The sequence below is a fragment of the Lachnoclostridium phytofermentans ISDg genome (genome assembly GCF_000018685.1).
Lineage (GTDB): Bacteria > Bacillota > Clostridia > Lachnospirales > Lachnospiraceae > Lachnoclostridium > Lachnoclostridium phytofermentans.
This window is the reverse complement of sequence record NC_010001.1, coordinates 501752-528510: the sequence shown is the minus strand read 5'-3', so window position 1 is coordinate 528510 and position 26759 is coordinate 501752. Positions and strand designations below refer to the sequence as shown.

The 26759-nt window shown below is 37.1% G+C and carries 25 protein-coding genes; 6 read left to right on the top strand and 19 right to left on the bottom strand.

The features are described 5' to 3' along the window. Positions 1 to 31: 31 nt before the first annotated feature. From CPHY_RS02310 to rho, 6 genes are all read right to left on the bottom strand, one after another. Complete coding sequence (locus CPHY_RS02310; protein ID WP_012198445.1) at positions 32 to 1399, bottom strand: TrkH family potassium uptake protein; 1368 nt, start codon at positions 1397 to 1399, stop codon at positions 32 to 34. 200 nt (positions 1400 to 1599) lie between these two features. Continuing rightward, on the bottom strand, positions 1600 to 2676 hold the full coding sequence (gene prfA, locus CPHY_RS02305) for a peptide chain release factor 1 (protein WP_012198444.1): 1077 nt from the start codon (positions 2674 to 2676) through the stop codon (positions 1600 to 1602). Positions 2677 to 3046: 370 nt separating this feature from the next. Continuing rightward, positions 3047 to 3886: a peptide chain release factor N(5)-glutamine methyltransferase gene (gene prmC / locus CPHY_RS02300; RefSeq protein ID WP_012198443.1), complete on the bottom strand. Its 840-nt coding sequence runs from the start codon at positions 3884 to 3886 to the stop codon at positions 3047 to 3049. 30 nt (positions 3887 to 3916) lie between these two features. Continuing rightward, positions 3917 to 5515, bottom strand: a complete 1599-nt coding sequence (locus tag CPHY_RS22385) for a DUF1385 domain-containing protein (RefSeq protein ID WP_012198442.1) — start codon at positions 5513 to 5515, stop codon at positions 3917 to 3919. A gap of 119 nt (positions 5516 to 5634) precedes the next feature. After that, a complete protein-coding gene (gene rpmE / locus CPHY_RS02290) occupies positions 5635 to 5838 on the bottom strand; it encodes a 50S ribosomal protein L31 (RefSeq protein WP_029502121.1) in 204 nt (67 codons plus the stop codon). Between the two features lie 176 nt (positions 5839 to 6014). After that, entirely contained in the window at positions 6015 to 7967 is a 1953-nt protein-coding gene (gene rho / locus CPHY_RS02285) for a transcription termination factor Rho (protein ID WP_012198440.1), read from the bottom strand. A 418-nt stretch (positions 7968 to 8385) separates the two neighbouring features. Between rho and CPHY_RS02280 the strand changes: the two genes are divergently transcribed. From CPHY_RS02280 to CPHY_RS02265, 4 genes are all read left to right on the top strand, one after another. Further along, the gene (locus CPHY_RS02280; protein WP_012198439.1) at positions 8386 to 9537 is read left to right on the top strand and encodes an NAD(P)-dependent malic enzyme; all 1152 of its coding nucleotides are present in this window, start codon (positions 8386 to 8388) and stop codon (positions 9535 to 9537) included. Between the two features lie 169 nt (positions 9538 to 9706). After that, positions 9707 to 10648 (top strand): TIGR01212 family radical SAM protein, encoded by a 942-nt coding sequence (locus CPHY_RS02275; RefSeq protein ID WP_012198438.1) that lies wholly within the window; start codon positions 9707 to 9709, stop codon positions 10646 to 10648. 14 nt (positions 10649 to 10662) lie between these two features. Then, entirely contained in the window at positions 10663 to 11184 is a 522-nt protein-coding gene (locus tag CPHY_RS02270) for a DUF4364 family protein (protein ID WP_012198437.1), read from the top strand. 72 nt (positions 11185 to 11256) lie between these two features. Further along, positions 11257 to 11679: an HIT family protein gene (locus CPHY_RS02265; RefSeq protein ID WP_012198436.1), complete on the top strand. Its 423-nt coding sequence runs from the start codon at positions 11257 to 11259 to the stop codon at positions 11677 to 11679. 336 nt (positions 11680 to 12015) lie between these two features. Here CPHY_RS02265 and CPHY_RS02260 read toward each other — a convergent pair whose 3' ends face one another. The 13 genes from CPHY_RS02260 to CPHY_RS02200 all read right to left on the bottom strand — a co-directional run bounded on the left by CPHY_RS02260 (position 12016) and on the right by CPHY_RS02200 (position 24281). After that, the gene (locus CPHY_RS02260; protein WP_012198435.1) at positions 12016 to 12720 is read right to left on the bottom strand and encodes a polysaccharide deacetylase family protein; all 705 of its coding nucleotides are present in this window, start codon (positions 12718 to 12720) and stop codon (positions 12016 to 12018) included. A gap of 188 nt (positions 12721 to 12908) precedes the next feature. Beyond that, entirely contained in the window at positions 12909 to 13490 is a 582-nt protein-coding gene (locus CPHY_RS02255; RefSeq protein WP_012198434.1) for a 4Fe-4S binding protein, read from the bottom strand. Then, complete coding sequence (locus CPHY_RS02250; RefSeq protein ID WP_012198433.1) at positions 13487 to 13699, bottom strand: ATP-binding protein; 213 nt, start codon at positions 13697 to 13699, stop codon at positions 13487 to 13489. Before CPHY_RS02250 ends, CPHY_RS02255 begins: the two co-directional genes overlap by 4 nt. Positions 13700 to 13918: 219 nt before the next feature. Continuing rightward, positions 13919 to 14725, bottom strand: coding sequence for a twin-arginine translocase subunit TatC (gene tatC / locus CPHY_RS02245; protein WP_012198432.1), 807 nt, complete (start codon positions 14723 to 14725; stop codon positions 13919 to 13921). After that, on the bottom strand, positions 14715 to 14894 hold the full coding sequence (locus CPHY_RS02240; RefSeq protein ID WP_012198431.1) for a twin-arginine translocase TatA/TatE family subunit: 180 nt from the start codon (positions 14892 to 14894) through the stop codon (positions 14715 to 14717). Before CPHY_RS02240 ends, tatC begins: the two co-directional genes overlap by 11 nt. Before the next feature lie 173 nt (positions 14895 to 15067). Continuing rightward, a complete protein-coding gene (locus tag CPHY_RS20500) occupies positions 15068 to 15388 on the bottom strand; it encodes a twin-arginine translocase TatA/TatE family subunit (RefSeq protein ID WP_012198430.1) in 321 nt (106 codons plus the stop codon). Positions 15389 to 15478: 90 nt separating this feature from the next. Next, positions 15479 to 16645: a GNAT family N-acetyltransferase gene (locus CPHY_RS02230; protein WP_012198429.1), complete on the bottom strand. Its 1167-nt coding sequence runs from the start codon at positions 16643 to 16645 to the stop codon at positions 15479 to 15481. A 68-nt stretch (positions 16646 to 16713) separates the two neighbouring features. Beyond that, on the bottom strand, positions 16714 to 17979 hold the full coding sequence (locus CPHY_RS02225; RefSeq protein WP_012198428.1) for a Gfo/Idh/MocA family protein: 1266 nt from the start codon (positions 17977 to 17979) through the stop codon (positions 16714 to 16716). 138 nt (positions 17980 to 18117) lie between these two features. Then, complete coding sequence (locus CPHY_RS02220; protein ID WP_012198427.1) at positions 18118 to 19119, bottom strand: hydroxyacid dehydrogenase; 1002 nt, start codon at positions 19117 to 19119, stop codon at positions 18118 to 18120. Between the two features lie 89 nt (positions 19120 to 19208). Further along, positions 19209 to 20540, bottom strand: coding sequence for a hypothetical protein (locus CPHY_RS02215; RefSeq protein ID WP_012198426.1), 1332 nt, complete (start codon positions 20538 to 20540; stop codon positions 19209 to 19211). Positions 20541 to 20620: 80 nt separating this feature from the next. Further along, a complete protein-coding gene (locus CPHY_RS02210; RefSeq protein ID WP_012198425.1) occupies positions 20621 to 22300 on the bottom strand; it encodes an ABC transporter substrate-binding protein in 1680 nt (559 codons plus the stop codon). Positions 22301 to 22373: 73 nt separating this feature from the next. Then, positions 22374 to 23285, bottom strand: coding sequence for a carbohydrate ABC transporter permease (locus tag CPHY_RS02205; RefSeq protein WP_012198424.1), 912 nt, complete (start codon positions 23283 to 23285; stop codon positions 22374 to 22376). A gap of 15 nt (positions 23286 to 23300) precedes the next feature. Further along, positions 23301 to 24281 (bottom strand): ABC transporter permease, encoded by a 981-nt coding sequence (locus tag CPHY_RS02200; protein ID WP_012198423.1) that lies wholly within the window; start codon positions 24279 to 24281, stop codon positions 23301 to 23303. 382 nt (positions 24282 to 24663) lie between these two features. Between CPHY_RS02200 and CPHY_RS02195 the strand changes: the two genes are divergently transcribed. Further along, entirely contained in the window at positions 24664 to 25680 is a 1017-nt protein-coding gene (locus tag CPHY_RS02195) for an NAD-dependent epimerase/dehydratase family protein (protein ID WP_012198422.1), read from the top strand. Further along, positions 25680 to 26732 carry a dihydrodipicolinate synthase family protein gene (locus tag CPHY_RS02190; protein ID WP_012198421.1) on the top strand — a complete coding sequence of 351 codons (1053 nt, stop codon included), beginning with the start codon at positions 25680 to 25682 and terminating at the stop codon, positions 26730 to 26732. The genes CPHY_RS02195 and CPHY_RS02190 overlap by 1 nt, the downstream gene beginning before the upstream one ends. Positions 26733 to 26759 lie beyond the last annotated feature (27 nt).

Here is a 26759-nt window from a genome sequence, read left to right as displayed (position 1 = left end):
CTAATAAAACCTCACTAACGCCCATTTCACACTATCCTACCAGGATTTTACCTTCTGGTAAGGATTTTTCTCCTTGATGTTTCCCTGCATTAATCGCCAGTGCCATCGTAATCGGACCAATACGTCCTAAATACATTGTTATCATAACGATAATTTTACCAGCAGTCATCAGACTACCTGTCATATTTCTGGTAAGACCAACTGTACCAATGGCTGAGGTTGTCTCATAAAGCGTATCTAAAAAGCTACTATTCTGGATTGCACTTAATGAAATGGTAGTTACCATTAACACTAGGAAGCTAACCATTACAACTGCAAGACCTTTCTTTAAATATTGATCTGATATTCTTCTTTGGAAGATTTCAATATCCTTTTTACCACGAACAATCGATATTGTTGATAGTAAAATCACTGCAACTGTTACTGTCTTTATACCACCGGCCGTACCAGAAGGTGATCCGCCTATAAACATCCATACTAAGTATACAATACTTGTCGCATCTTTAAAATTTTGCTGTGGAATTGTCGCAAACCCCGCAGTTCTGGTCGTTACCGACTGAAACAGCGAACTAAGCATTTTCTTTCCTATCGATAATTCTCCAATGGTTGCTGGATTGTTAAATTCAAGAATAAAGGTTAAAACTGCCCCGAGCACTATCATAACTACTGTAACAGTAATGGCAATTTTAGAATGCAAGGTTAATCTTCGAAACATGGAGCGAACCTTAATATCTTTCTTCACTGCTTGTTTTGAAATGTGAAATACATCCCACCATACCGGGAAACCGATACCACCAAGAACAATTAAGCCCATTGTAACCAGATTAATCCATAGATTATCACGATATGGTATAAAGCTATTACCACCAACTAAATCAATACCAGCATTACAAAATGCTGATACTGCGTGAAAGATGGAATACCATACCCCATCTACAACACCAAACTCTGGGACAAACTGAAATAAATAACAAAAAGCTCCTATTCCCTCAACAATAAGGGTAAACTTAATTATTTTCTTCGTTAACTTTACGAGACCTGATAAGGTATCAATGTTATATGCATTTTGAATTACCAAGCGATCTGATAATTTTACTCTCTTACCTAGAAGTAAGAATATTGTTGTTGTGAAGGTTACAACTCCCAATCCTCCAAACTGTATTAACAACAGGATTACTAACTGTCCAAAGAAACTCCAATGTTCCCCTGTTGTTACAGTTGTCAGTCCAGTCACACAGATGGATGTCGTCGCTGTGAAGAACGAATCTTCAAGCGGAGTAACAATTCCAGCCTTCGTGGCAATCGGTAAAGAAAGCAACAAAGCTCCTAGCATAATCCCTGCTAAGAAACCAGTTGCAATCATTCTTGTTGTTGAAAACCTTCTTTTCTTCTGAAACATAGCTGTCTCCTATTACAATTTACACTCTATGCACACGACAACTGCCTGCCAATATCATATTACTATAAACAAGGAAAAGCACGTTTTGCGAACTTTTCCTTGTTTATGGTAAGTGTGAAGTGTGAAGAGAATTTCTAAGATGCCTTTGGGGCATGTTTTCAAGAGTGAGATTTCTTTTTAAACTTAACCTCTTTTAAATATTAATATTCATCCTGCATATTGGAAAGTTTAGCTGCTTGATCTGCTGCAGTTAAGCTATCAATTACTTCTTGCAAGTCACCATTCATAATGTCATCCAAACGATGGCTGGTAAGCTTAATTCTATGATCTGTACAACGTCCCTGTGGGAAATTATACGTACGAATCTTCTCAGAACGGTCTCCTGTTCCTACCTGACTCTTTCTTGCAGCAGCTTCTGCATCATGAGCTTTTTCAAGTTCCAATTCGTATAATCTTGCGCGTAATACCTTTAATGCCTTATCACGATTCTTTAACTGGGATTTCTCATCCTGGCAGGATATTACGATGCCGGTTGGCATATGGGTTAATCGTACTGCAGAGTCAGTCGTATTAACGCACTGACCACCATTACCAGAAGAACGGAATACATCAAATCGACAATCATTCATATTAAGCTCAACATCGACTTCTTCTGCCTCTGGCATAATTGCAACGGTTACTGTTGAAGTATGAATTCTTCCGCCAGATTCTGTTACTGGAATTCTTTGTACACGGTGTACTCCACTTTCGTACTTAAGTTTAGAGTAAGCTCCTTGGCCATTGATCATGAAGATTACTTCCTTAAAACCACCGATACCATTTTCATTTAAGTTCATCATATCGATTTTCCAACGCATTGTTTCAGCATATTTAGAATACATACGGAAAAGTTCAGCTGCAAATAAAGCTGCTTCATCTCCACCTGCGCCACCTCTAATTTCAACAATAACGTTCTTTGAATCATTTGGATCCTTTGGAAGTAATAAAATCTTAAGCTGTTCTTCAATCACTACTAGATTTGCTTTGCTGGTTGATAATTCTTCCTTTGCAAGCTCACGCATCTCTTCATCGCTTTCTTCATCTAATAGTTCCAAGCTTTCTTCAATATTTTTCTTAGTTTGCTTATACTCAAGGTATTTGTCTACGATTTCACCTAAGTCATTTTGCTCTTTCATCAATTTACGAAATCTTGCTTGGTCATTCGTTACGGTTGGTTCATTTAATTCATTCTGGATTTCCTGAAATCGAATTAATAGATCTTCTAATTTATCAAACATGTTAACCTCTATTCTAGCACTTTATGCTTTTTATTAACACTGGCCAGTTATGCATTGTATAATTTTATACCTTACATAGCTTTATGTCTTGCATAACTTTATGTCTTATAAAACCTTATGTCTTACAAAACCTTATGCCTAACATAACCACCAGATCATCATCTTTCCTAGTCTTATTAATGTATCTTTCTCATGCTAACACCCATTACATGCTTTACACAAGAAGGGCGAGATGCTCCTTATTTTACACTATTAATACACATAGTATTTCAAGTGAAATCTTTGTTATATAGTTTACGTAGCTAGAGAAAAACCATCTCTATACACCTAATATTTCTCATAAACGTCTTTTTACTCCTTTTACTTCATTTCACCCCTCATATACTGCGCTTACCACACGGTCCAAACCAGCATAATCTTTCACCACTTTAATTTGGGCAAATCCATTCTGACTTAATAATTCACCTATAAAAGCTGCTTGATTACAGCCAATTTCCAAATAAAGTCTACCATTTTTATTTAAAAATCTACCAGATTCTTTTGCTAATATCCGATAGAACTTTAATCCGTCTGCATCACCATCAAGAGCAATTCTTGGTTCATGATCTTTTACTTCCGGCATTAACCCTTCTATGACCTCAGACTCGATATAAGGTGGATTTGAAACAATCACATCGTATGTTCCAGAAACATTAGAGAACATATCGCTCAAAAGATAAGTAACCAAAACCTCGTTATCCTTTGCATTTTCTTTTGCCACTTTAATTGCATCACTAGAGATGTCAACCGCTACCGCATTTTTTATATTTCCAAGCTTTGCAAGACTAATAATAATGCACCCAGAACCAGTACACAGTTCTAAAACATCCTTATCCTTACTAACTTTTAAGACTTCTTCTACTAATCTTTCCGTGTCCTGTCTCGGTATTAATACAGATTCATTGACGCGAAAAGAAAGCCCCATAAATTCCTGACTCCCAGTAAGATACTGTAGCGGAATATGCAAGGCTCTCTTTTTAAGAAGTTGCTGATAGCGTTCATACACTTCTATCGACATATCTTCTTTAGCCCGAATCATATAGTCAATTCGTCTAAGCCCGGTCACATGCTCAAGTAAATACCAGGCATCTAATTCTGCATCTTGGATGCTTGAAGCCTGAAGGAGGGTACATCCCTCCCTCAAGGCACTTTCATAAGTTATTTTCGACATTATCATTCCTTAAATTATCTATCCTAATTACTACGCATCTTTCCCACTGGAAAAATACTTATCAAGTGCACGTAAAATTTCGTCATCTTCTTCCTCAGTAGATTCTAGAGAAGCTGCAATCTCTGTAGAACTTAACACCACTTGCTCTTGATTGCGTGCACGCTCTTTTAACTTGTTTTGCTTTTCTTCTACTGCAACTTCTGGCATTTCATATAACAGTTTATCCAAATTTTTAAATTCCTCTGAAGAATCAACGTTACTAGTTAAGGTATCGTTTTGAGTATTCTTACTCTCTTGAGTATTCTTGCCGCTTTGAGTATTTTCGCCGCTTTGAGTATTCTTGCCACCTTGAGCATTCTTACTGCTTTGAGCATTCTCACCACTTTGAGTATTCTTGCTGTTTTGAGTACTCTTGCTACCCTGACTAACCTTATTGTTTTCCTTAGTTTTGATTTCTTCTTTATTCTCATCCTTCACTGCTTGATGAGCTTTGTTCTGGTTATTTTTTGAATTTATTTTAGTGGAATTTGTAGTAGTTTGCTTTGATTTCTTCTCTACCTTATTTGTTTCCTGTTTCGTATTAATATTTAAATCTTCTTCTAGGTTTGCTGCAAATACTTCTGCCTCGATATCCTCAATTTCCTCGATTTCCTCAGTATCCTCTTTTATCTTTTGATTTGATTTACTCTGATTTTTTCCTTTTTTATTGGAATGTTTTCTCTTAGCACTTTTTCCCTTGATTCCTTCAAGATATCCCTGCCAATCAAATACTGCATCCACCGACGCAATTGCTACTTCAATCATTTTATCGTCTGGTTCTTTTGTGGTAAGACGCTGCATTAACATTCCAGGTGCACTAATAATTGTAACTAAGACATTATCATGACTTCCAGCATATCGTATTAATTCATAGGAGATTCCAGCAACGACTGGGACTAATAATACTCTCAGAACAACTCGCAGCCAGATTTGATCTACTCGTATAAATAAAAATACAATAATACTAATAAATGCTACAAATAAGAGAAAGCTGGTTCCACATCTTTTATGTTTTCTAGACTGTTTTCTAACGTTTGATACTGTTAAATCATAACCGCGTTCGATGCAGTTAATTGTTTTATGTTCAGCACCGTGATACATAAAGGTGCGGTTAATGTCCTTCATAAATGAAATTGAAACGATATATCCTACTAATAATAATACACGAATAATACCTTCAATAAACCCAAGAACAATAGAAGATGTAATAACTTTAGAGAATAGATCAGATAAAAACATTGGAAGTGCTACGAATAATCCTATAGCAATACAGATGGAGAGTAGCACAACTAAGAAAGAAAGAACCCCATCCTTTTTCTTAGAGTCTTTTTTTATTTCCTCTTCTTCCTCATAAAAAGAGGCAGAATATGTTAACGCTCTAACGCCAAGAACCATGGAGTCTGCAAACGCAATAACCCCTCTGATAATTGGAGCCTTGATTATCTTATTTCCGTTTCCGATGCCTTGGTATTCCTTAATTTCAACAGCGATTTCATTATCGGGTTTACGAACAGCTACGGCGTATTGCTCTTTATTTTTCATCATAACGCCTTCTAAAACTGCCTGACCACCAATACCTGATGATTTCATCTACATCCCTCTTTCCTGCCATGCTTTTACCTATGTTTGGCATTCCATATATTTACAATTTAAAAATAGGTTGAGATTATACAACCTCAACCTGATTTTATGCAATATTATCTCAAAAACTAGTTGTTTAAACCGTACTTACGGTTGAACTTGTCAATTGCACCACGAGCAGCAGCAGCTTTCTGCTGGCCTGTGTAGAAAGAATGGCACTTTGAACAAACTTCCACGTGGATCTCTGGCTTAGTAGATCCAGTTACGAACTCATTACCGCAGTTACATGTAACCTTTGCCTGATAGTACTTTGGTTGAATAGCTTCTTGCATTATTTTCACCTCTCTATATCCGATTCCTATGATAGTTCCTCTTCAACAAAGAGGAAACTTGTTCATTCAAATAAACAGCTTTCTTATTATAGCATACGCCTACTAAGATTGCAATACCTATTGTATATTTTATTGTCTACTGGACAAACTTTAAAAATATCTTAAAACAGCTTTACTTATATCTTTGTTTTCTTAATCATTTCGACAAATTCTGCATTGTTTTTTGTATTAACAAACATTTGAATAATTCGTTCTACTGCATCTTCTGATTTAAGACCGTTTAACGCCTTCCTCATAAGATAATTTGCTTCCACCTCAGCGGAATTTAGTAATAAATCATCACGACGTGTACTAGACTTTGGAAGGTCAATTGCTGGGAAGATTCGTTTCTCTGATAAATTACGATCCAATACAAGTTCCATATTACCGGTTCCCTTAAATTCCTCAAATACAACATCATCCATACGGCTACCGGTTTCAACTAACGCTGTTGCCAAAATAGTGAGGCTTCCGCCCTCTCTCATATTTCTTGCTGCTCCGAAAAACTTTTTCGGCATGTGAAGTGCTGCAGGGTCAAGACCACCGGATAAGGTACGTCCACTAGCTTGTACCGTTAAGTTATAGGCTCTTGCAAGTCTTGTGATACTATCTAATAAGATAACAACATCTTTTTTATGCTCTACCAGACGCTTAGCACGTTCTATAACCATCTCTGAAACTCGCTTATGATTCTCTGGTAATTCATCAAAAGTGGAGTAAATTACTTCTACATTACCACCTTCTATAGACTCTTTAATATCGGTAACTTCTTCTGGTCGCTCATCAATTAATAAAATGATTAAATGCATCTCAGGATGGTTTCTTGTAATAGCCTTAGCAACTTGTTTTAACAAGGTAGTCTTACCTGTTTTTGGCTGGGATACAATCATACCTCTTTGTCCCTTACCAATTGGTGAAATTAAGTCTACCATTCGCATAGCTACCTGACAGCCAGGCGTTTCAAGATGAATTCTTTCATTTGGGAAGATCGGTGTTAAATCTTCGAATTTCTTCCGTTTTACTGCTTCAGAAGGATGTAATCCATTAATAAGCTTGATATAAAGAAGAGCGCTGAACTTTTCGTTTTGATTACGTATTCTAGTATTTCCTACAATGATATCACCAGTTTTTAAATTAAATCTTCTAATCTGTGCCGGAGAAACATAAACATCATTTTCCCCAGGTAAAAAATTATCACAACGAATAAATCCGTATCCATCGGATAATACCTCTAAAATTCCTTCTTTTGTTTCACCAGAATCCAATTGTTCCATATCAATTGGCAATTTTTCTTCCTGTTGATTTGCTTGTGAAAGAAAACGATCCGATGAGGAAGTTGTATTATAGCCTAACTCAGTAGCTTGATTACCTGAAATATCCCCTGTTGGATTTATTCTGACTACACGATCCGATTCATTATATCCGCGATTTTCATTTAATCTGCGGTTATCCATTGGTCTGCGATTATCCATCGTACGGCGGTTATTATCATAATTTCTTAGCATCTCATTGCTTCTATTTTCATTGTTTCTATTTTCATTGTTTCTATTTTCATTGTTTCTATTTTCATTACTTCTATTTTCATAATTTCTACTATTTTCATAGTTTCTATTTTCATTATTACGATTTTCATTATTTCTATTATCGTTATTTTTATTATCGTTGTTTCTGTTCTCTAAACGATTATCCATGTTCCGACCTTCATTACTGCGATAGCTCTCACTCATTCGGCTATTATCATTTCCCTTAGATTGATCAGGTGCTTTTACCAATTCATGTTGACGATTCTGCTCTGGTAGCCTGCGTATCACGTTATTTCGATTTCCTTGCATATGAGAAGATTCCATACCACGATTCTCTACACTCTGCTTTGTATCCTCTGTTGCCAATTTAACTTCTTCTGTTCCAAGCTTTATAGGTTTATCATCCGTACTTTTATTTATGGAGGCAACTGATCCTTGTCCTTTCTCCAATGCATTCAAAGCATCTATCAGTTCCTGCTTACGTAATGCGCTAATACTTTTCAAACCCTTTTCTTTCGCAATATCACGCAATTCAGAAAGTGACTTTGTTTCATACAAATTACTCATTCATTCTGCTCCTTTAATTAAACTAATCTATCTTAGGATTGGTTGAGAAATGATATAGAAAAAATGATGTGTCCTAGAGACATTTCTTATGATAGCTTCATTATACACTATTTGCTAAAAAAGAAAAGTATTTTTTACAACAACCTTAAACTAACACAAAATTTAACAAAATTGCACTAATTTTATTCGAAAGCTTTCAACTTGATTTACCATGTACTAAGTGTTATTATTATGAAAGTATAGCCCTCAGATAAGAGGGCAAACTTTCTATCATTCCAAGGAATTAAATCACAAAGTTTGAAGAAAGTAGTGTGAAAAAACAAAGTTTTTTCGTACAGTGATTTGCCTAACTACTCACTGTTCAAATATTGTGCTTGCTACCCAAAGTTTGCAAGCAACGGAAAGGCATGGTTATTATATGACGCTTAACGAAAAAGCACTAAAATTGCACGAAGAATGGAACGGGAAATTGGAAACAACTTCAAAGTGTCAGGTAAAATCAAGAGAAGATTTAGCACTTGCCTATACTCCTGGAGTTGCAGAACCTTGTAAAGTAATTGCAAATGATTCAGAAGCTGCTTATCGTTACACAATTAAAGCAAATACTGTTGCAGTAGTTAGTGATGGTAGTGCCGTTCTTGGTCTTGGTAATATTGGTGCACACGCAGCTATGCCTGTGATGGAAGGAAAATGTGTCCTTTTTAAAGAATTCGGTGGCGTTAATGCATTTCCTATTTGTTTAGATACACAGGATACCGAAGAAATTATTAAAACTATTATTCATATAGCGCCAGCGTTTGGCGGAATTAATCTTGAAGATATCTCTGCGCCAAGATGTTTCGAAATCGAGGCTAGATTAAAAGAGCAACTCTCAATTCCTGTCTTTCATGATGATCAGCATGGTACTGCAATCGTTGTGCTTGCTGGTATAATCAATGCCTTGAAAGTAACCAATAAGAAAAAAGAAGACTGTAGGGTTGTTGTAAATGGTGCTGGTAGCGCAGGAATCGCTATCACAAAACTTCTATTAAATTACGGATTTTGTCATCTGACTCTATGTGACAAAGTTGGAATTCTATCAAATCAAACTGAGAATTTAAACTGGATGCAAAAAGAGATGATGGAGGTAACGAACCTAGAAGGAGCTACTGGAACACTTGCTGATGCCTTAAAGGGTACTGATATCTTCATCGGTGTTTCCGCTCCTAATATTGTTGCACCTGAAATGGTGTCTTCTATGAATAAAGATTCCATTCTATTTGCTATGGCAAATCCTGTTCCAGAAATTATGCCAGACCTTGCAAAAGAAGCTGGTGCTAAAGTCGTTGGAACCGGAAGAAGCGATTTTCCAAACCAAGTCAATAACGTAATTGCTTTCCCTGGTATCTTTAAAGGAGCTTTGGAGGGTCGTGCAACTCAAATCACCGAAGAAATGAAACTTGGTGCTGCTAAGGCGATTGCTGACTTAGTAAGTAATGAGGAATTAAATGAAGATTATATTATTCCAGAAGCATTTGACGAACGTGTTTGTGAAGTAGTAAGTAATGCGGTGAAAGCATATATTAAGTAGTTAATACAATTATGAGAAATTGTGCAGCTATTTCTCATAAAAAGTCCACTTTTTTGCACCGGCCCTCTGATTTTTGTGTTCCGAAGCAAATTCTCAATAATGGAACGATTAAGTACTAAGAAACGGATAACAGAATAGATACTAATTTGTTTATATAAAGGATGATATTATGAATTTATGGCAAGGTAAGCGTTATTACTCCTTAGATGCTTATTATAAGGAACAATTCGGTGATAAGATATACAAGCTATCACTAAATGGCGGCATGACTTGTCCTAATCGAGATGGAAATTTAGGGACTGGTGGTTGCATCTTTTGTAGTTCGGGTGGTTCTGGTGATTTTGCCACCAGTATGAAGTTATCAATTACAGAGCAAATTGAAGCAGCGAAAGAACGGGTAGCAAAAAAGGCGAAAAGTAACCGTTATGTTGCTTACTTTCAAGCATATACCAATACCTATGCTCCTGTAGATTATCTTCGCTCTATTTTTACAGAAGCGATGGGCCATGAAGACATTGTGGCTCTTTCCATCGCAACCAGACCAGATTGTTTCCCTGATGAGGTGTTAAGACTCCTTGCAGAATTAAATCAAAGAAAGCCAATTTATATAGAACTTGGACTACAAACCATTCACGAAAACAGTGCTAAATTGATACGGCGTGGTTATACCCTTCCTATTTTTGAAGATGCGCTAAATCGTTTGTCTAATCTTAATATCCCAGTTATTGTACATGTTATCCTTGGTTTACCTGGTGAATCGAGAGAAATGATGTTATCTACCATTGACTATTTAGCAAAACTACCAATACACGGGATCAAGTTACAACTCATGCATATTTTAAAGAATACCGATTTGGAAACTTTCTATAGGAAAGAACCAACTCTGTTTTCACTTTTACAGCTAGAAGATTATATCAATGCTCTTGTAGAATGTTTGGAGCACCTACCACCACATATTGTAATTCATAGAATAACTGGGGATGGACCAAAAAATCTACTAATCGCACCACTATGGAGCGGCAATAAACGCAATGTTTTAAATACAATTCAAAAAGAACTAAAAGAGCGTAATTCTTACCAAGGAAAATACATTCGAACCAATCTCGAATAGAAGGGAGAACAACAATGCAAGCGGAAACTCTAATGCTTTACAAATTAATTGTACTTTACATCTTAGACAAGGTGGACTTTCCACTAACCAATGGCCAATTAACAAATTTTATACTAGAAAAAGAATATACGAATTACTTTAGCATTCAACAGACAATCTCTGAGTTAATTGACGATCAATACATTAGTGCTGAAACTATTCGAAACAGCTCTCTTTATCAAATTACAGACTCCGGTAAGGAAACACTATCCTTCTTTTGCAATACAATTGCACAAGCCATCCGCGACGACATTGATATTTATCTGAAAGAGCATAAATATAGTTTGCGTGAGGAGGTATCCACTCTTGCGGATTATTTTGAAGTTAAAAAAGATGAATTTATTACACACCTTCGTGTTATGGAAGGTTCCAGTGCAATTATTGATTTAAAATTATCCGTTCCAACTGAGCGGGAAGCAAATCTCATCTGTAACAATTGGAAGCAGAAAAGCTCTGATATCTATACCTATGTAATCTCTTCTTTGATTGCAGATTAAATTTAAATGAAACAAAGAGCAAAATATTTATCGCCCTTTGTTTACATATATATATATTTAGGAGGACTCAATATGTTAGACCCAAATTGTGCTTATTGTGCTGAAGGCGAATTAGTTGCTAAATTCGGCATCAAAATCTGTGAATTACCTGCATCCAAGGTTTATCTTTTTAAAGAGCAAAGCCACAAAGGAAGATGTATTGTTGCAAGTAAATTTCATGTTAGCGAAATGATTGAATTATCAGAGGAAGAACGTAATGCATTTTTTGCAGATGTAAATAAGGTTGCTAATGCTATTCATAACGCATTTCATCCGGATAAAGTAAACTACGGCGCATACGGCGACACCGGACATCATCTTCACTTCCATCTTGTTCCTAAGTATAAGGATGAGTTTGAATGGGGTGGCACGTTTGCTATGGACCCTAAGCAAAAAACATTATCCGATCAGGAATACGAGGAATTAATCGAGACATTAAAAGCTAACCTTAAATAAGAAAATTACGCTTCGCGTACTTTTCCTCATCATGGATAATTAAACTTACAATATACATGAAAATAATAAAAAAGTGTATCAAAATGGTTTAGAATATGTGTCTAACCATTTTGATACACTTTTTATGATTCTAAATAAGATAAAATTCGTAAGGTAATTTTTCTTGTTAATAGTAATCAAAAAACCTTCCATGATAATAATAAGTAATCTTTCATGTTAATAATAAATAATCTTTCATGTTAAAAGTAATTAAAAAGTGATCTTTTTTAAATACTATGTGAATTTAAAATTTTCTTCCTTCATAGGAACTAATTATGTAGATTTTTTTTCATTATCTTAGGACAGATATCGGAACTCCGGTTCAATAAAATCTACCCCATGCAACATAACATAATCAAGAAATTTCTGATAATACCTTGAAATTACAGCATTTGTTTCCTCGTGATCATGTAATAATACGATATGTCTGCTTCCCTCATTAAGAAGTGAATCACTGCTTCCTTGTTTCTTTTCGTGTATGCGTGCAACAAGATCATCATAGGTCAGGGAAGTATCATTTTGAATGCGATATTCTGTAAAATCATAGGTCCACAAAACATCGACGCCTTCTATCAAACCTTCCCTATCATACCACTCACTCGTTATGTGCATATCATCCAATTTACAAAACCTTTGATTCTTTAAATACTCCTGAAACTCTTTCGATTCATTAAGTTTTCTTGCTCCATACGGAAATCGGAATAATTTAAACTTTCTTACTTCACCTGCTTTTTTGTATAGCTCATTGATTAACTCCTCTGTCTTCTCAACTTCACTTATGCATTGCTCTAATGTTAACTGTTCAAAATTTGGATGAGAATAACTGTGATTTCCAATGATAGCTCCTTTTTTTATTGCATAAACTCCCTCTTCCATCCTTTTTTCAATATTCTGACCTGTAAAGAAAAAAACTGGTTTTATCCCTCTTCCCGTCAAATAATCGATAATATCTCGTGTAATATCAGACGGTCCATCATCCATCGTTAAATACCCGACACTCATACTAACCACCATTCTAGCGCCTTGCGCTCGCTAATAAAGAGAAATTCTCGTGCGAAAACAAATATCGAAAAGCCTTATTTGCATTTATCACCAAGCCGTTCTCCTTTGTCTTTGTAAAAGAAAACACCCTCCCATATTATACCACAATAAAAAGGAGGGTGTAATTATTTATAGTTATTTAGATTCTTTTACATCTTATCTTTTAACTTACAGATGCCTTGTGTCATAGTCCCCATAGGACAATACACACACCAAGACCTTGGTTTATAAAGTAGCATTGTAATAAGTCCTAAGATCGTGGAAGTTAACATGATACTGTAAAATCCAAATCCGAATTGCACAATCCAAGATGATGCATAAGAATACGTGGCAAAATTCCAAGGTAATTTAAAAGTCCATAAAATCGTAATCACTTGCTTTAAACCCTTCGCTCCTCTTAATACGTAATAAGTGTTCATGAGCATATTTACAAACATAGTAAGAAAGAATATTAAAAATCCATATCGAAAATAATTGGAACGCATCCATCTAGGTGTTGCTTTATTTCTTGATAACTTAAAGCGATCACCTAATATGGTAAGTAACTGTCCCCTCCCACAATAGCGGTTACAGTATACCTTGCTTCCCTTAAACATGGAAATTAAAAGAGGAATAAAAAAACAAAGTAATCCTAGCCATGCAAATAAAATATTAAATGGTGATAATATAAGATATATTGAAGATGCTATCCATAGCTTCTCATACCATTTTGTCTGTTGTTTCATTTTCATTGTGAAACCTCTCTTTCTATCATCCGAATCGTTCCTGCTGGACAAGCCTTGCTGCATTTACTACATCCGACACAAAGTTCTTCGTTTACTACTGCATAGATTCCACGATAAATTGTACTTGCATCCTTCGGACAGACGTTTGCACACACTCCACAAGCAACACAATGATTTTTCACAACCTCTGCCTTCCTCTTCACTTTTGGTAACATTGCTGCTCCTTCCTTTCAATCACTAACTCACATAGTCTCGTACTGGGATGATACCAAAGAAGAAAACTTCCGTATGTAACTAGGTCACAGGGGACTTTAAAACTAAGAATAAAATGCTTAAAAATAACCCGAATATTAATCCTTAAGACTTACTGCAAGGATTGTTATTCGGGTTTATTATACTTAATAAATATTTCAAGCGAATACAAGAAAGTAAACTTAAGCCTGGCTGCACGATTCTGCTTCATAACTCTCTCTTCGCTTTCTCCTTGCTGTTACGATTGCAGCTCCTAATACTCCTATCTCATATAAAAGCGTTAGAGGTAATCCAAGCATAATCTGGGAGATAACATCTGGTGGTGTTAGAATCGCTGCAAGAACAAACAATAGTAAAATTACGTATTTCTGACTCTTCATCAACTGAGAAAGCTTTACAATCTGAAGTTTTGTCAAGATTAAGATAACCAACGGTAGTTCAAACGTAATACCAAAGGGAATCATAAAACGAATCATAAATCCCACATAGCTTTCTATTGATATCATTGGTTTTGCAAGTGCACCACTTGAAAACACAAAGAAATTAATCGCCATATGAAATACAATCAGATAAGCAAATAAAATACCAAGAACAAATAGTAATAATACTATGAAAAATACTCCTCCGTAAACAAACTTTTCTCTTCGGTAAAGTGAAGGGGCAACAAACCTCCATAGCTTTCCCAGTACAAAAGGGAAGGCAAGAATGACCGCGAATAAAAACGACACCTTCATCTGGGCTGAGAAAGACTCTGCAATTGCAGTATATACAATTGTGATATTTCGGTCAATTAATGGTTTTGCAACTATGTTAAGTAACCATTCAGAACAGCAAAGCCAAATCACAAGAAAAAATAACACAATTACTGCCGTACTAAATATAAGAACCTTTCTAAAATCTAGCAGATGTTCCATCAGAGTCTTGGATTCGCCAAGCTCTTTTGAATCCATGTAACCCTGGTTTCGCTTTTCCATCCGCTTAGTTTTCATGGGATGAGTTTCCTTTCGCTTCTGATATGGAATCTTCGCTATGTACCTCCTTTTTAAACTCTTTAATACTTGTCCCTAATGCCTTCCCTACACCAGCTAATTTACCGCCGCCAAAGAGTACTAATGCAAGTGCCAAAATTAATAGGACTTCTGTTGTACCGATTCTCATAATAATCCTCCTTTTTCTTTCAATGATTGATTTATGTACTACCACAAAGTTTCTTATGTTATGTTTTACTTGAGGTTTTACTTGAGGTTTTACTTGAGGTTTTACTTAAGGTTTTACTTAAGGTTTTACGTGATAATTTACTTGATGTTTTCTTAAACTTGATTCCCGGCTACTTACTCAACCACTGATTTAGCCTCACTAATAGCACCATCAATATCCTTAAGGTCTTTTTTCGCCTCGTTCATTACATCAATAATATCTCTGCTCGCTTGTTCCGCTTCTTTCGTAATGTCTTTTATTTCTTCAAAGTCATTTTTCACTGCATTTATTTCTTCCTCAATATTAAGAATTTCTCCGAATTCCTCTTTTAAGTTACCTAAGTACCTCACCCCTTTACCAATTGCTCTTGCAATCTTTGGAAGATCTTTTGGTCCTACTACAAGGAAAGCAATCAATAACAGTAGTAAGAATTCACTCAATCCAATATTAAACATGCTTACCTCCTAACCGCCTCTTTTTTTGTACTATTAGGTATAATGAGTTGTTTCGCATGCTACCGCTATTCCACTACCGTCATCCAGAAATTAGCATGCATCCAAAATCGATAAGTAAAGAGGCAACGGAAACCACTTGCGTAGTTCTTCTGAATTTTCATTCCCCTGTAATGATGAAAGCGGTGTGAACAATAACCTCACAGCTTCTTTATGGGTGTAGGACGGAACATCTTTTAACTTCACATCCCGAAGTGTACTTTCCCTTCTTACCGTTTGGTAGCCTTCGTCAACACAAATGGTATATAGTTCATCCTCAATATAGAATCTAGCTTCTCCCTCTAGTACTGTGTTTGTTTGCGATAAGAAAGGAAGATAAGCCTTAATAACTGCCTCAAAATCAAAGACGCAAAACGAATGGTTACATGTAATTTCATAGGTTTCACAAAGATTTTGTAATTCCTTATCCTTTTTTATTTCTGGCAGGGATAATGCAAATTCCAATTTTTCTACCTTACATTTCTCCATACATAAATAACAAATATCGGTAATAGACACGGAATCATCCTTCCGATACAGTTCCCTTATCTGTCCTGTTTCTCCTTCTACACTGACACTAAGATATCCTTTAAAATCTCCATCTTTATAGATGACATAGGGAGTACTTCTCCATGACTGCAAGAGTTCATAAAAGGAATCCTCTTCCCGTAATGTCCTTACTGGTATGCACATAAAAAGTTTATAAGCTTGACCAACTTCTACTGATTCTTGTTTTAATAAATCAATTGTAATACCGCTATCCATCGGCTTTGATAACATGCTATGCTTTAGATTTGTTTTGTTCACTGCACAATGAAATTCCAAACCAGCCGGTTCATATCCAAAGTATTCATAACGCTGTCGCTGGCCACCAAGAACACTAAGCATTGTTTTTTCTTCCTTCATTTCCTTGATCACTTGCTCCATTAAAAAAGTCATATATCCCTTGCCTCTGGCACTTTCATGAACAGCCACGAGACCTATGTATCGGATGGATAGCATTTGATCATACACATTGAGGGTTAGTGGCAGGGAGAGTAACATCGCCTTTAACTCCCCCTCCTCTTCTATCACGCGAAAATGCTTCGGTAATTCCGTATCCTTCTTTAACTTTGGAAGTAAACATTCAAAACCACCAGGTAAAACCTCATCTCCAAATACTTCATTGCCAAATTCAATGAACTTCTCGATGGGATAGCCGTTTCCCGTTTTATATTCCATGACTTCTCCTAATTCCTTTATGATCTGAATTCTTTTATAATCTAAAATTTTTTATGATCTGAATTCTTTTATGATCTGAATTTTTTTTCATAATCTACAATCTCTATTGTCTTCCCCTGAAGTCTTGATTCCTCTGCTGCAAACGCCATGATATGGCTATGAACGGACTGTGAAATTGTATTGGTATTCTTTCTAACTCCTTTTAGAATGGAAACGAACTCTTCCATAATTCCTTCATCACCGCCACTATGACCGGTATCCCCAGGAATCAGAGTATATACATTTGTTGTTCCTGTCATGATTCCCTGACCAAACTCAGTTACTTCAATTGTATTCTTTTCCATACTGGCACGAATCTCACCCTTTGTTCCCATGAACTTTATTGTTCTATCGCAAGCATTAGAGAAGGCACACATGGTAAATGCAACCGTTACTCCATTTTCAAATAAGATAGATGCCACCTGATGGTCCACAACATCGTTGTCATTATGAAATACACAAACGCCATAAGGTCCTTCCTGCAAAGCTTTCTTTCTGGCCTCATAGCTGGTATCTGTTCCAAGACAAGAGGTAGGCCATTTCGTATCCTCAGTAAGATAAATCTTTGGTGCATAATATGGACAGGTAGAACTATGCGGGCACCCATCCATACATCGTTTTGGTGAGCCAACCGGAGCATTTTCTTCTTTAAAATAAGTTAAATCCCCATAGGAAGAGATACTCTTACAACGACTGTCTAACAGCCATGCTAAGATATCCATATCATGACAGCATTTTGCAAGTATCATTGGAGAGGAATCCTCTCTTCTATGCCAGTTTCCTCTTACATAACTATGTGCATAGTGCCAATAAGCCACATTTTCGGTATGAGTAATGGATACCACATCTCCTATCACACCGGACTCCATAATTTCTTTTATTTTTCTATAAAATTTGGTATAACGCATAACATGGCATACTACAATTGTCGTCCCATGTTTCACCGCAAGCTCCTCTAATTGGATACATTCAAGAGGATCTGGTGATATTGGTTTTTCTAATAATATATCATACCCTAAATGGATTGCTGTGCAGGCATAATCAAAATGGTCTTTATCCTGTGTACAAATAAGAACTGCATCGGCGATTTTTCCTTGGGATAAGAAGTCCTCTGCACTTTCATATGCATGCTCCTTCGATACACCATAATCCTTACAAAACTGTTCTCTTCTACCGAAATCCGGCTCCGCTACTGCGACGAACTCTATCTCATAGCCATGCAATTTTGCATAAGGTGCATAGCTATTCTGACCACGCTCTCCTGCCCCTACTAATGCTAGTTTAATTTTTTCCATCTTTCATCCTTTTCCTATTCAGAATTTTCTATGTAACCATAACTAATAAGTTACTGTAAGCTAACTATAAAATAGTGGCCTTAAAGCTGAATAGTTTGATCCTTTCTTTTAAATTCCTATATAAATCCAGTCAAATTTTTAATACATTGACATCTTTGCGGCATATGACGCGCTTATCTCACAGAGGAGAGGCTTCTCATCTATAAAATTATGAATATCCGTAATCACAGAGGAAGTTACAGACAATCTGCGGTCAATGGTCGGCCCTCCCATGTGAGGAAGCAGTAAAGCATTTTCACACTCTAGTAAAGGATGGTCAGAAGGCAATGGCTCTGTTTCATAGACATCAAGAGCTGCATAAATCTCCTTCTTATCTAAAACTTTAATTAATGCTTCTTCGTCAATAATAGCTCCTCTTGCTGTATTGATTAATAGGGCTCCAGGTTTCATTTGATTTAATAGTTCTTCTGTTATTAGGTGGTGATTCTCCGGTGTCATCCCACTATGAATAGAGATAATATCACAAGTACTGAAAATCTCATCCAAGGTAGCCTTTTCCATCTGATGCTGCTCTAACTCTTCGTTAGCAATATGGCGGGAATATACTTTTATCCCACAATGAAATGGTTTTAGCATCGATACTACATAGCGGGCAATCATTCCATAACCAACAATGCCAACCTTTCGTTCCAATAACCCACGATTATAAAATTGGGCTGGCCATATTCCCTGCTTAAGCTCATAAGAAAATCTCGGAATATCTCTTAAGGAAGAAAGAGCATAGGCTATTACACCTTCTGCAACGCTTTCTGCAAAAACTGAGTTACCACTAACTACACGAATTCCCCTCTCATAGCAAGCATCCGTTACATAAGGTTTTACGGAACCACCGGTATGAGCGATAAATCGAAGACGATTCGCGTAGGTTAATACTTCTTCCTCCATCACAGGAGTTCCCCAGCCTGTTACACAAATATCGATGTCTTTTAATTTTTCCGTAAATTCCTCTTTTGAAAATTGCTTGTCAGAAACATTCCAGATAACATTACCGATGCTTTCAAGTTCTCTCTTTCGCTTATCATCAAAAAATGTTGGGAATACTGCACTTAATGTTGGGATCGTAACCAATATATTTAACATATGAGTACCTATCTGCGCGTTGCGACGCGCTAGTTAAACTGAAACTACTCTGGTCTCAATTAATCATAGAATGTTGAATCGCGATTTTTTCAACATTCCTTTCCATCTTTGTCTATTGTATTTATAATTCTAATCTTAGTTTTCACTGCTGCCTCTCCTGTCTTTGTTATCTCAACACCTTCCGTAAAATAACTGTTCTCAATAACAACAGGGCGTTTGGAACGATTGGAACGCTGTGTCAGGACTAAGCGTTCTGCCGTACATCCTCTCACCTGAAGTCCGTCTGCGTTTAACAGAAGATTTCCGCATTCCTCATATTTTTCTGTCTTTTGAATTACCACATCCTGTAGTGTTAAATCACTTACCTTTGCAAAAGCCAGTCCCCAGCAACCCACATGGCGTATCACCGTAATTCTTTTTGCGCTGGATCCCCAAGTAGGTCCACTGTTTGCAAATGATAGCAAGCCAGAGTTCCCAGTATAGGTAAGGTCGTGCTCAAATTGTCCATGAGTAACAAAGGCACCATGGAAATCACCGTCACCATGGCAGTTCTCCACCATGCAGTATGCACTACCCGTAAAGTCGTTTAGGTGCCTTGCATTGCTTGCTTCACAATCTCTAACCTTTCCATATAGACAATGTATTTGCTGTGTCAGATAACCAGTCCCCCCTACCACCACCTCGATGGGATTATGTAAAGAGCACCTTTCCGTCACATAGCCTGTGTTATGCCTTCGTAATATTACTGGCCAATAGGTAAACCTTGCATGAATATTACTAGCATTACAATTAACTGCATATTCATAGGCAAGAGGTTCAACACCTGTTTCCTCTCCTTCTTGGTTTCCAGTAAACCTCATATTATTAACCGAAACATCAAAAATGGGCTTTACTTTTTGGTAAGTTAATACCCTACCCGCTTCAAAGGGCCATCCCATCTTATAGTTAAACCGAACATGAGTCTTATCAATGATTTCTGTTACCTGAAGCATCTTATCAATTTCTTTTTCTTCTCTTCCGCATAACGCATTGCAAGTGACAATCCACCAAGAATCCAGTTCAAATTGGTCGGAATCATCCACTTCAAAAATATCATAGAGTTCCTGTAACGGATGAGATAAACTGACGCTTCTTATATCACTCAGCCTCTCTCCGGTAATATGAAACAGCGCAGAGAAGGGATCGTTATGATTTGCATGTTCTATCCCTATCGCGGTTACCATATTCCCATGAAAATCAAAGGTAATATTACTACGTTTTATAAGATGCCTTTTTGTAAAATTAAGTGGCGTATACGCATGGATTACTCGAATTGTCTCATCTGAAAGCATCTCTTCCAATGCAGTATCTGCCGAGACAGAGCCATCTAGTATTCCGAATCTACTAAAGTCTGTCTCAAAGGATGTCTTCTCTTTTTGCATTATTTAACCTCTTAAAAAGGCTGCTGACAAATGAACTTCCTACATACAATTTCATTTCACAGCAGCCTTATCTTAATTTTTTAGTTCATAGCCTCATTCCATCTTGCTAAAGCTGCTCTCTTGATTTCTAATAGCTCTGGAAGACCTGTTTTATTTAAAGTGTCAATATATTCATCAAACTTATCAATACTTACTTCACCAATGATAAACTTGGTTGTCATCATTGTTACATAGGTATATAAATCATTTTCGATTACATTACCGCGCTCAGACTCATCTGCTGTAAATCTGGCATTGATAGGGTAAGCAGTCGTATAATAAGGTTTCTGCATATTATTCACTTGTTCTACCTTCATCTCCATCAAAGGATTTCCGGCAGGACCTGCAGTGAAGTTTAAGTAACCCGGTAATTCCATATTTACAGAGATGGATTTGTTGATATCTCCAAAACCAGTGATTGGATCGATCCAGCGATAAAAATCTTTCATGCCATTTGTGTATTCCCAATGCTCGCCCTCCCAGCCAAGGAATAAGGTCTGTCCAGAGAAGCCCTCAACCGCATTTTCAGGCGTTGCATAGAACATGTCAAGTAAGCGGATTGCTGCTACTGGGTCTTTACATTTGTCTGTGATAAATCCTCTCGCCGGATATAAGTTATCTGGCTGGATTACAACTTTTTTGTCATTGGTACTGCTGGTTAATGGAGGTAGTGATAACTGCTGTGTTATTGTCACTTCCGGATCAAGTAAGGTTGGAGAAGCGGAGTATACGCCGCACATTCCCGCTTTTACTTTAGCCTGCCATTGTTGACTTGTCTGTGTTGAAAACTCTGGATCAAGTAACCCTTCACTATAAAGCTTGTTTGTATAAATTAAAAACTCTTTATACTCTGGTAGAGCTGGCGCATATACTACTTCACCATTTTTAATATCAAATCCTAAGCCTTCTGCTGTACCTGTAAATGCAGGGATTAAAAGACGACGAATTGTTGTATTTAATCCGGAACAACTAAATGGAATCTCGTCATTTAGATCACCATTTCCGTTTGCATCCATTTCTTTAAACTTGACTAACATATCATATAATTCATCTGTTGTTTCCGGAACCTTTGTTATTCCAACATTGTCCATCCACTTAGAATCAAAGAAACCGGTATGACCTTGCGTTGTAGCAGTCTGGAAGGCATATGGTAATCCGTAAATCTTACCATCCATGGAAGTAATGGCTGCTTTAATGTCAGGACGCTCCTGTAATAATGCTTTAATATTGGGAGCATATTTGTCGATTAAATCCGTTAAGTCTAGAAAAACTCCTTGTGGACCATAAGTCTCTTCATCCGTGATGGAAGAGGTATCTGCACGTAAAATTAAGTCTGGATATTCACCACCAACTAATGCAATGTTCTTCTGCTCTACAAAGGTGTCACCTTCTGATAACTCAAACTCAAAATTAATGTTAGTGATTTTTGTTAAACGTTTGAATACTTCAAGTTCGCCCCAATCCGTAGCTCCTGGATCCTTACGTCCCATAATCTTAAGTGTAATTGGTTCTTTTACAATCGGATAGACACCAACTGCATTTACATTTTCCGGCATCTCATCTTTCCCCGAATCACCACCGGATGGAGTACTTTGCCCCTCTGATGGAGTTGCTGTTACATTATTGTTTGCCTGATCCTCATTCTTTTTGCCACATCCAGCTAACAAAGTTACCGCTAGACATGTGCAAAGCCCCATTGCTACAAGTTTCTTAAACTTCATGATGAATCCTCCTCTTTCAATAAATTTCTCTTGGCTAAATTATATCACGATTTGTGTAGTTTCGGATTTATAGTTACCCTTTTACTGCACCTACCGTTACGCCCTTAACAAAATACTTTTGAATAAATGGATAAATTGCCATTACCGGAAGAGATGCAATTACAATTAAAGCATATTTGATTTGCTCTGCTGCTCTAAGTTCCTCCTGTAATAGACCAGCGGAATCACCGCCTTGCTGTAACATCTCTGCATTGAACTTACTTCTCATTAATACTTCTCTCATAATAATCTGAAGTGGCTTATAGCGATCATCACGTATGTAAATCAATGCTGTAAAATAGCCATTCCAATGGTTTACTGCAAAAAACAATGCCATAACCGCGCAGATTGCAGTTGATATTGGCAATACAACCTGTAGAAAGAGTCTTACGTTTCCACATCCATCTATTTGTGCTGCTTCATGTAGCTCATTCGGGATATTGGTCATAAAAAACGTTCTGCTGATAATAATATTCGTCATTGACGTTGCACCGAGTATTACCATTACCCATGGACTATTATATAAACCTAGGTTTTTTACTGTCATAAAGGTCGGAATCAACCCTCCCGAGAAAAACATGGTAAATAGGAACATAAGTGTAAAAAACTTTCTTCCTACAAAATCTTTTCTGGACAGTGCATAAGCTGCCGGTAAAGTAACCGCGAGGTTTAACATGGTACCTCCGCCTGTATAAATTAAGGTATTGATATAACCTCTTATAATACTCTTGTCATGAAAAAGGTTTTTGTAACCTGTGAAACTAATTTCTTTTGGAAGTAACCAAACCTTACCTGAATTTACTAAGTCCGGATTACTAACCGATGAAATCATAACAAACCATAGAGGGTAGAGACATAACAGTAATATTACAGTTAAGAGAGTATAATTAACGATAACAAAAATCTTGTCGCCTCTTGATTGCTTCATTTTATTCTTTCGCTTCATGTATCTCCCTCCTTTCTACCATAATGAGTTTTCGCTGACTTTTCTTGAAATCTTATTAACCGTTACCAATAGAATCAGGTTAATTACATTATTGAATAACCCGACTGCAGAGGATAAACTGTACTGTGCTCTTTGTATACCTAACTTATATACATAGGTAGAGATAACTTCCGAAACCATCATATTTCCATCCTTTTGCATCAGCAGCACCTTTTCAAATGAAAGGTTCATGATACCGCCAACTGTCATAATCAACATAACCACAATCGTTGGCATAATGGCTGGTAAATTAATATGTCGGATTCGCTGCATTCGTCCAGCACCATCCATAATTGCTGCTTCATGAAGTTCAGGTGAAACACCGCTTAGTGCGGCAATGTAAATTACTGCACCATATCCGGTTACCTGCCAAACACCACTCCACACATAAATATCATTAAACAGGCTATCCTTCATCAAGAACATAGTCGGCTCCGAATGAAATAATGCGGCTCCTATTTGATTGAACAATCCATTTCTTGAAAGGAACAAATCAATCATACCGACAAGAACTACCGTTGAAATGAAATATGGCATGTATGTAATATTTTGGACTGTTTTCTTAAAATACTTATTCCCTACCTCATTAATCATTAATGCTAATAAAATTGGTGTCACAAAACTGACTGCCATATAATATAAGGAAAGGGTGATCGTGTTCATAAATATCTGCGAAAAATTAACTGAACTAAAAAACGTTTTGAAATGTTTATAAATCGGGTCTGCCCAAGGGCTTCCTCCAAATCCCTTTGTAGCAATAAAGTCCTTAAAGGCAATCTGGACTCCATACATAGGTGCATACGCAAATATTAGAAAATACAGGAATGCAGGCAATATAAACAAGTACAGCGCCCAGTTCCTTTTTATTAACACACGGCTTTGATGCCTCATCCGTGCTCTCACCTCTTTACTGGGTCTGGCTCGACCGTCTTTTCTTTTATCCCTTTTTAACCCCATAAGGATATTCCTCCTTCTTTTTCGTTTCAAACCCAATAACTTTTTTTGTTCTATCTTCTTATGTATTTGTGAGAACGTATGTCCTTAGGCTTGCTTTGTACTTTTATTATATCTGCTGTATCCGCAACTTAAAATTGCCACTCCTTAATCTTAAACTCACAAAAATTAATCTGGACGTACCACATGTCCACCTCTTAGAACTAACAATTTTAAGGATTTCCTATCAAAGTTTAAACTTTATACTTTGTTACCTTAGGCTTAAATACTGGCAATTTACTGTGTTTTCATAGTCTTCTATACTAAAGCTACACAAAAGGCAATAGAAACTAGGACATAACGAATCTACTGTCTTGATGAAAGAAAATTCTAAGGAGGAGTTCCTATGTGGACTGAAGAAAGATTAGATACCTTATTGACCAATCCGTCAAGTGCGCTGATTGAAGATATGAAAAAGATTACCGGAGACATTATGATTCTTGGCGCCGGAGGTAAGATGGGGCCTACACTTAGCTTGCTAGCAAAACGCGCTTGCGAGAGTGCCGGTATAACCAAACGAATTATTGCGGTATCACGTTTTAGCGATCCGATTGTGAAAAAGCTCCTTAGCGACCATCAGATAGAAATGATTTCTGCTGATTTACTGGAGCCGGGAGCAATTGCATCTCTTCCAAAAGTAGAAAATATTATCTATATGGCAGGAAAAAAATTCGGTACGAACGGAAATGAGTATCAAACCTGGGCAATGAATGCAACCGTTCCCTCTCATGTTATGGAACACTTTAAAGACAGCCGTATCGTTGTATTTTCCACTGGAAATATTTATCCAAAGGTTGCAATTTATAGTGGAGGTGCTACGGAAGAAACTCATCCGGAACCAGTTGGCGAATATGCAATGTCAAGCCTTTCCAGAGAACGTATCTTTGAGTACGGTGCAAATACTTATGGAACCAAACTTGCCATTTACCGATTAAACTATGCGGTTGACCTCCGTTATGGCGTGCTTTATGATATCGCAGAGAATATTATGAATGATCGCCCTATTTCCTTAGAGAGTCCTTGCTTTAATTGTATCTGGCAGGGAGATGCTAATGAAGTGGCAATAAGACTTCTACTTCATGCCGACAGTTCTGTATTCCGTTTAAATGTTACAGGACCGGAAACCATTGGTGTCAAAGAAACTGCCCTAAAATTAGCAAAGAAACTTGGTAAAGAGGTAAGTTTTGTTGGTGAAGAGTCTTCTACTGCTTACTTAAACAATGCCAGTAAGATGACTGAACTTTTTGGTTATCCAACCGTTTCTATCAACACGTTAATTGACTGGCAGGCAGAATGGATACTATCAGGTGGCCGTTCTCTTGGAAAACCAACACATTTTGAAGAAAGAAAGGGGAATTTCTAATGAATCGACAGGAAACCGCTCTCCATAATTTAAAGGAAGGTACCGTAATTCCAGCTATTCCACTCACACTCCATAGCGATCGAACCTTTTATGAGGAAGGTCAGCGAAAACTAGTGAAGTATTATCTTCACGCCGGGGTTGGCGGTGTAGCAGTTGCAGTACATACTACCCAATTTGAAATCAGAAAGCCGGAAATAAATTTATTGGAACCAGTACTTAAGGTCGCGGCAGAAGAAATCACAAAATACGAACAAGAGACCGGGAAGACGATTATCCGAGTTGCCGGTGCTTGCGGAAGGACAGAACAAGCAGTTAGTGAAGCAAAACTTGCGAAATCACTTGGCTATGACGCCGTTTTACTCAGCCCTGGTGGTTTATCAGAAGAGAGTGAAGAATACCTTATTGAAAGAACACAGGCTGTTGCAGCCATATTACCTGTCATTGGCTTTTACTTACAGACAGCTTGTGGCGGAAGACGCCTTTCCTATGAATACTGGAGGGCTGTTGCAGATACTCCGAATGTAGTAGCTATCAAATGTGCTTCCTTTAACCGTTATCAAACCATTGACCTTGTTCGTGGAGTCGCTGCCTCAAAGAGAAGTAATGAGATTGCTCTTTACACCGGTAATGATGATAATATCGTTGTAGATTTGCTTACCCCATATCGCTTTACGATGGATGGAAAGCAAGTGGAAAAACGTTTTGTTGGCGGCTTACTTGGCCACTGGTCACTGTGGACAAATAACGTAGTAAAGCAATTTTCTGAACTTAAGAAATATCAAACAGAATCTATGATACCAAGCGATTTACTCTCCTTAGCAATTGAAGTAACCGACTGTAATGGAGCCTTCTTTGATGTTGCGAATAACTTCGCTGGCTGTATCCCAGGCGTTCATGAGATTTTGATGGAACAAGGACTTATGGAAGGTATCTGGTGTCTAGATGAAGAGGAAGTATTATCAAAAAATCAACTGGAAGAAATCCATCGAGTACAAAGTATGTATCCACATCTAACGGATGATGAATTTGTGAAAAGCTTTTTGGCAAAGTAAAATAGTAAAAAGAATGTTTCCATAAGA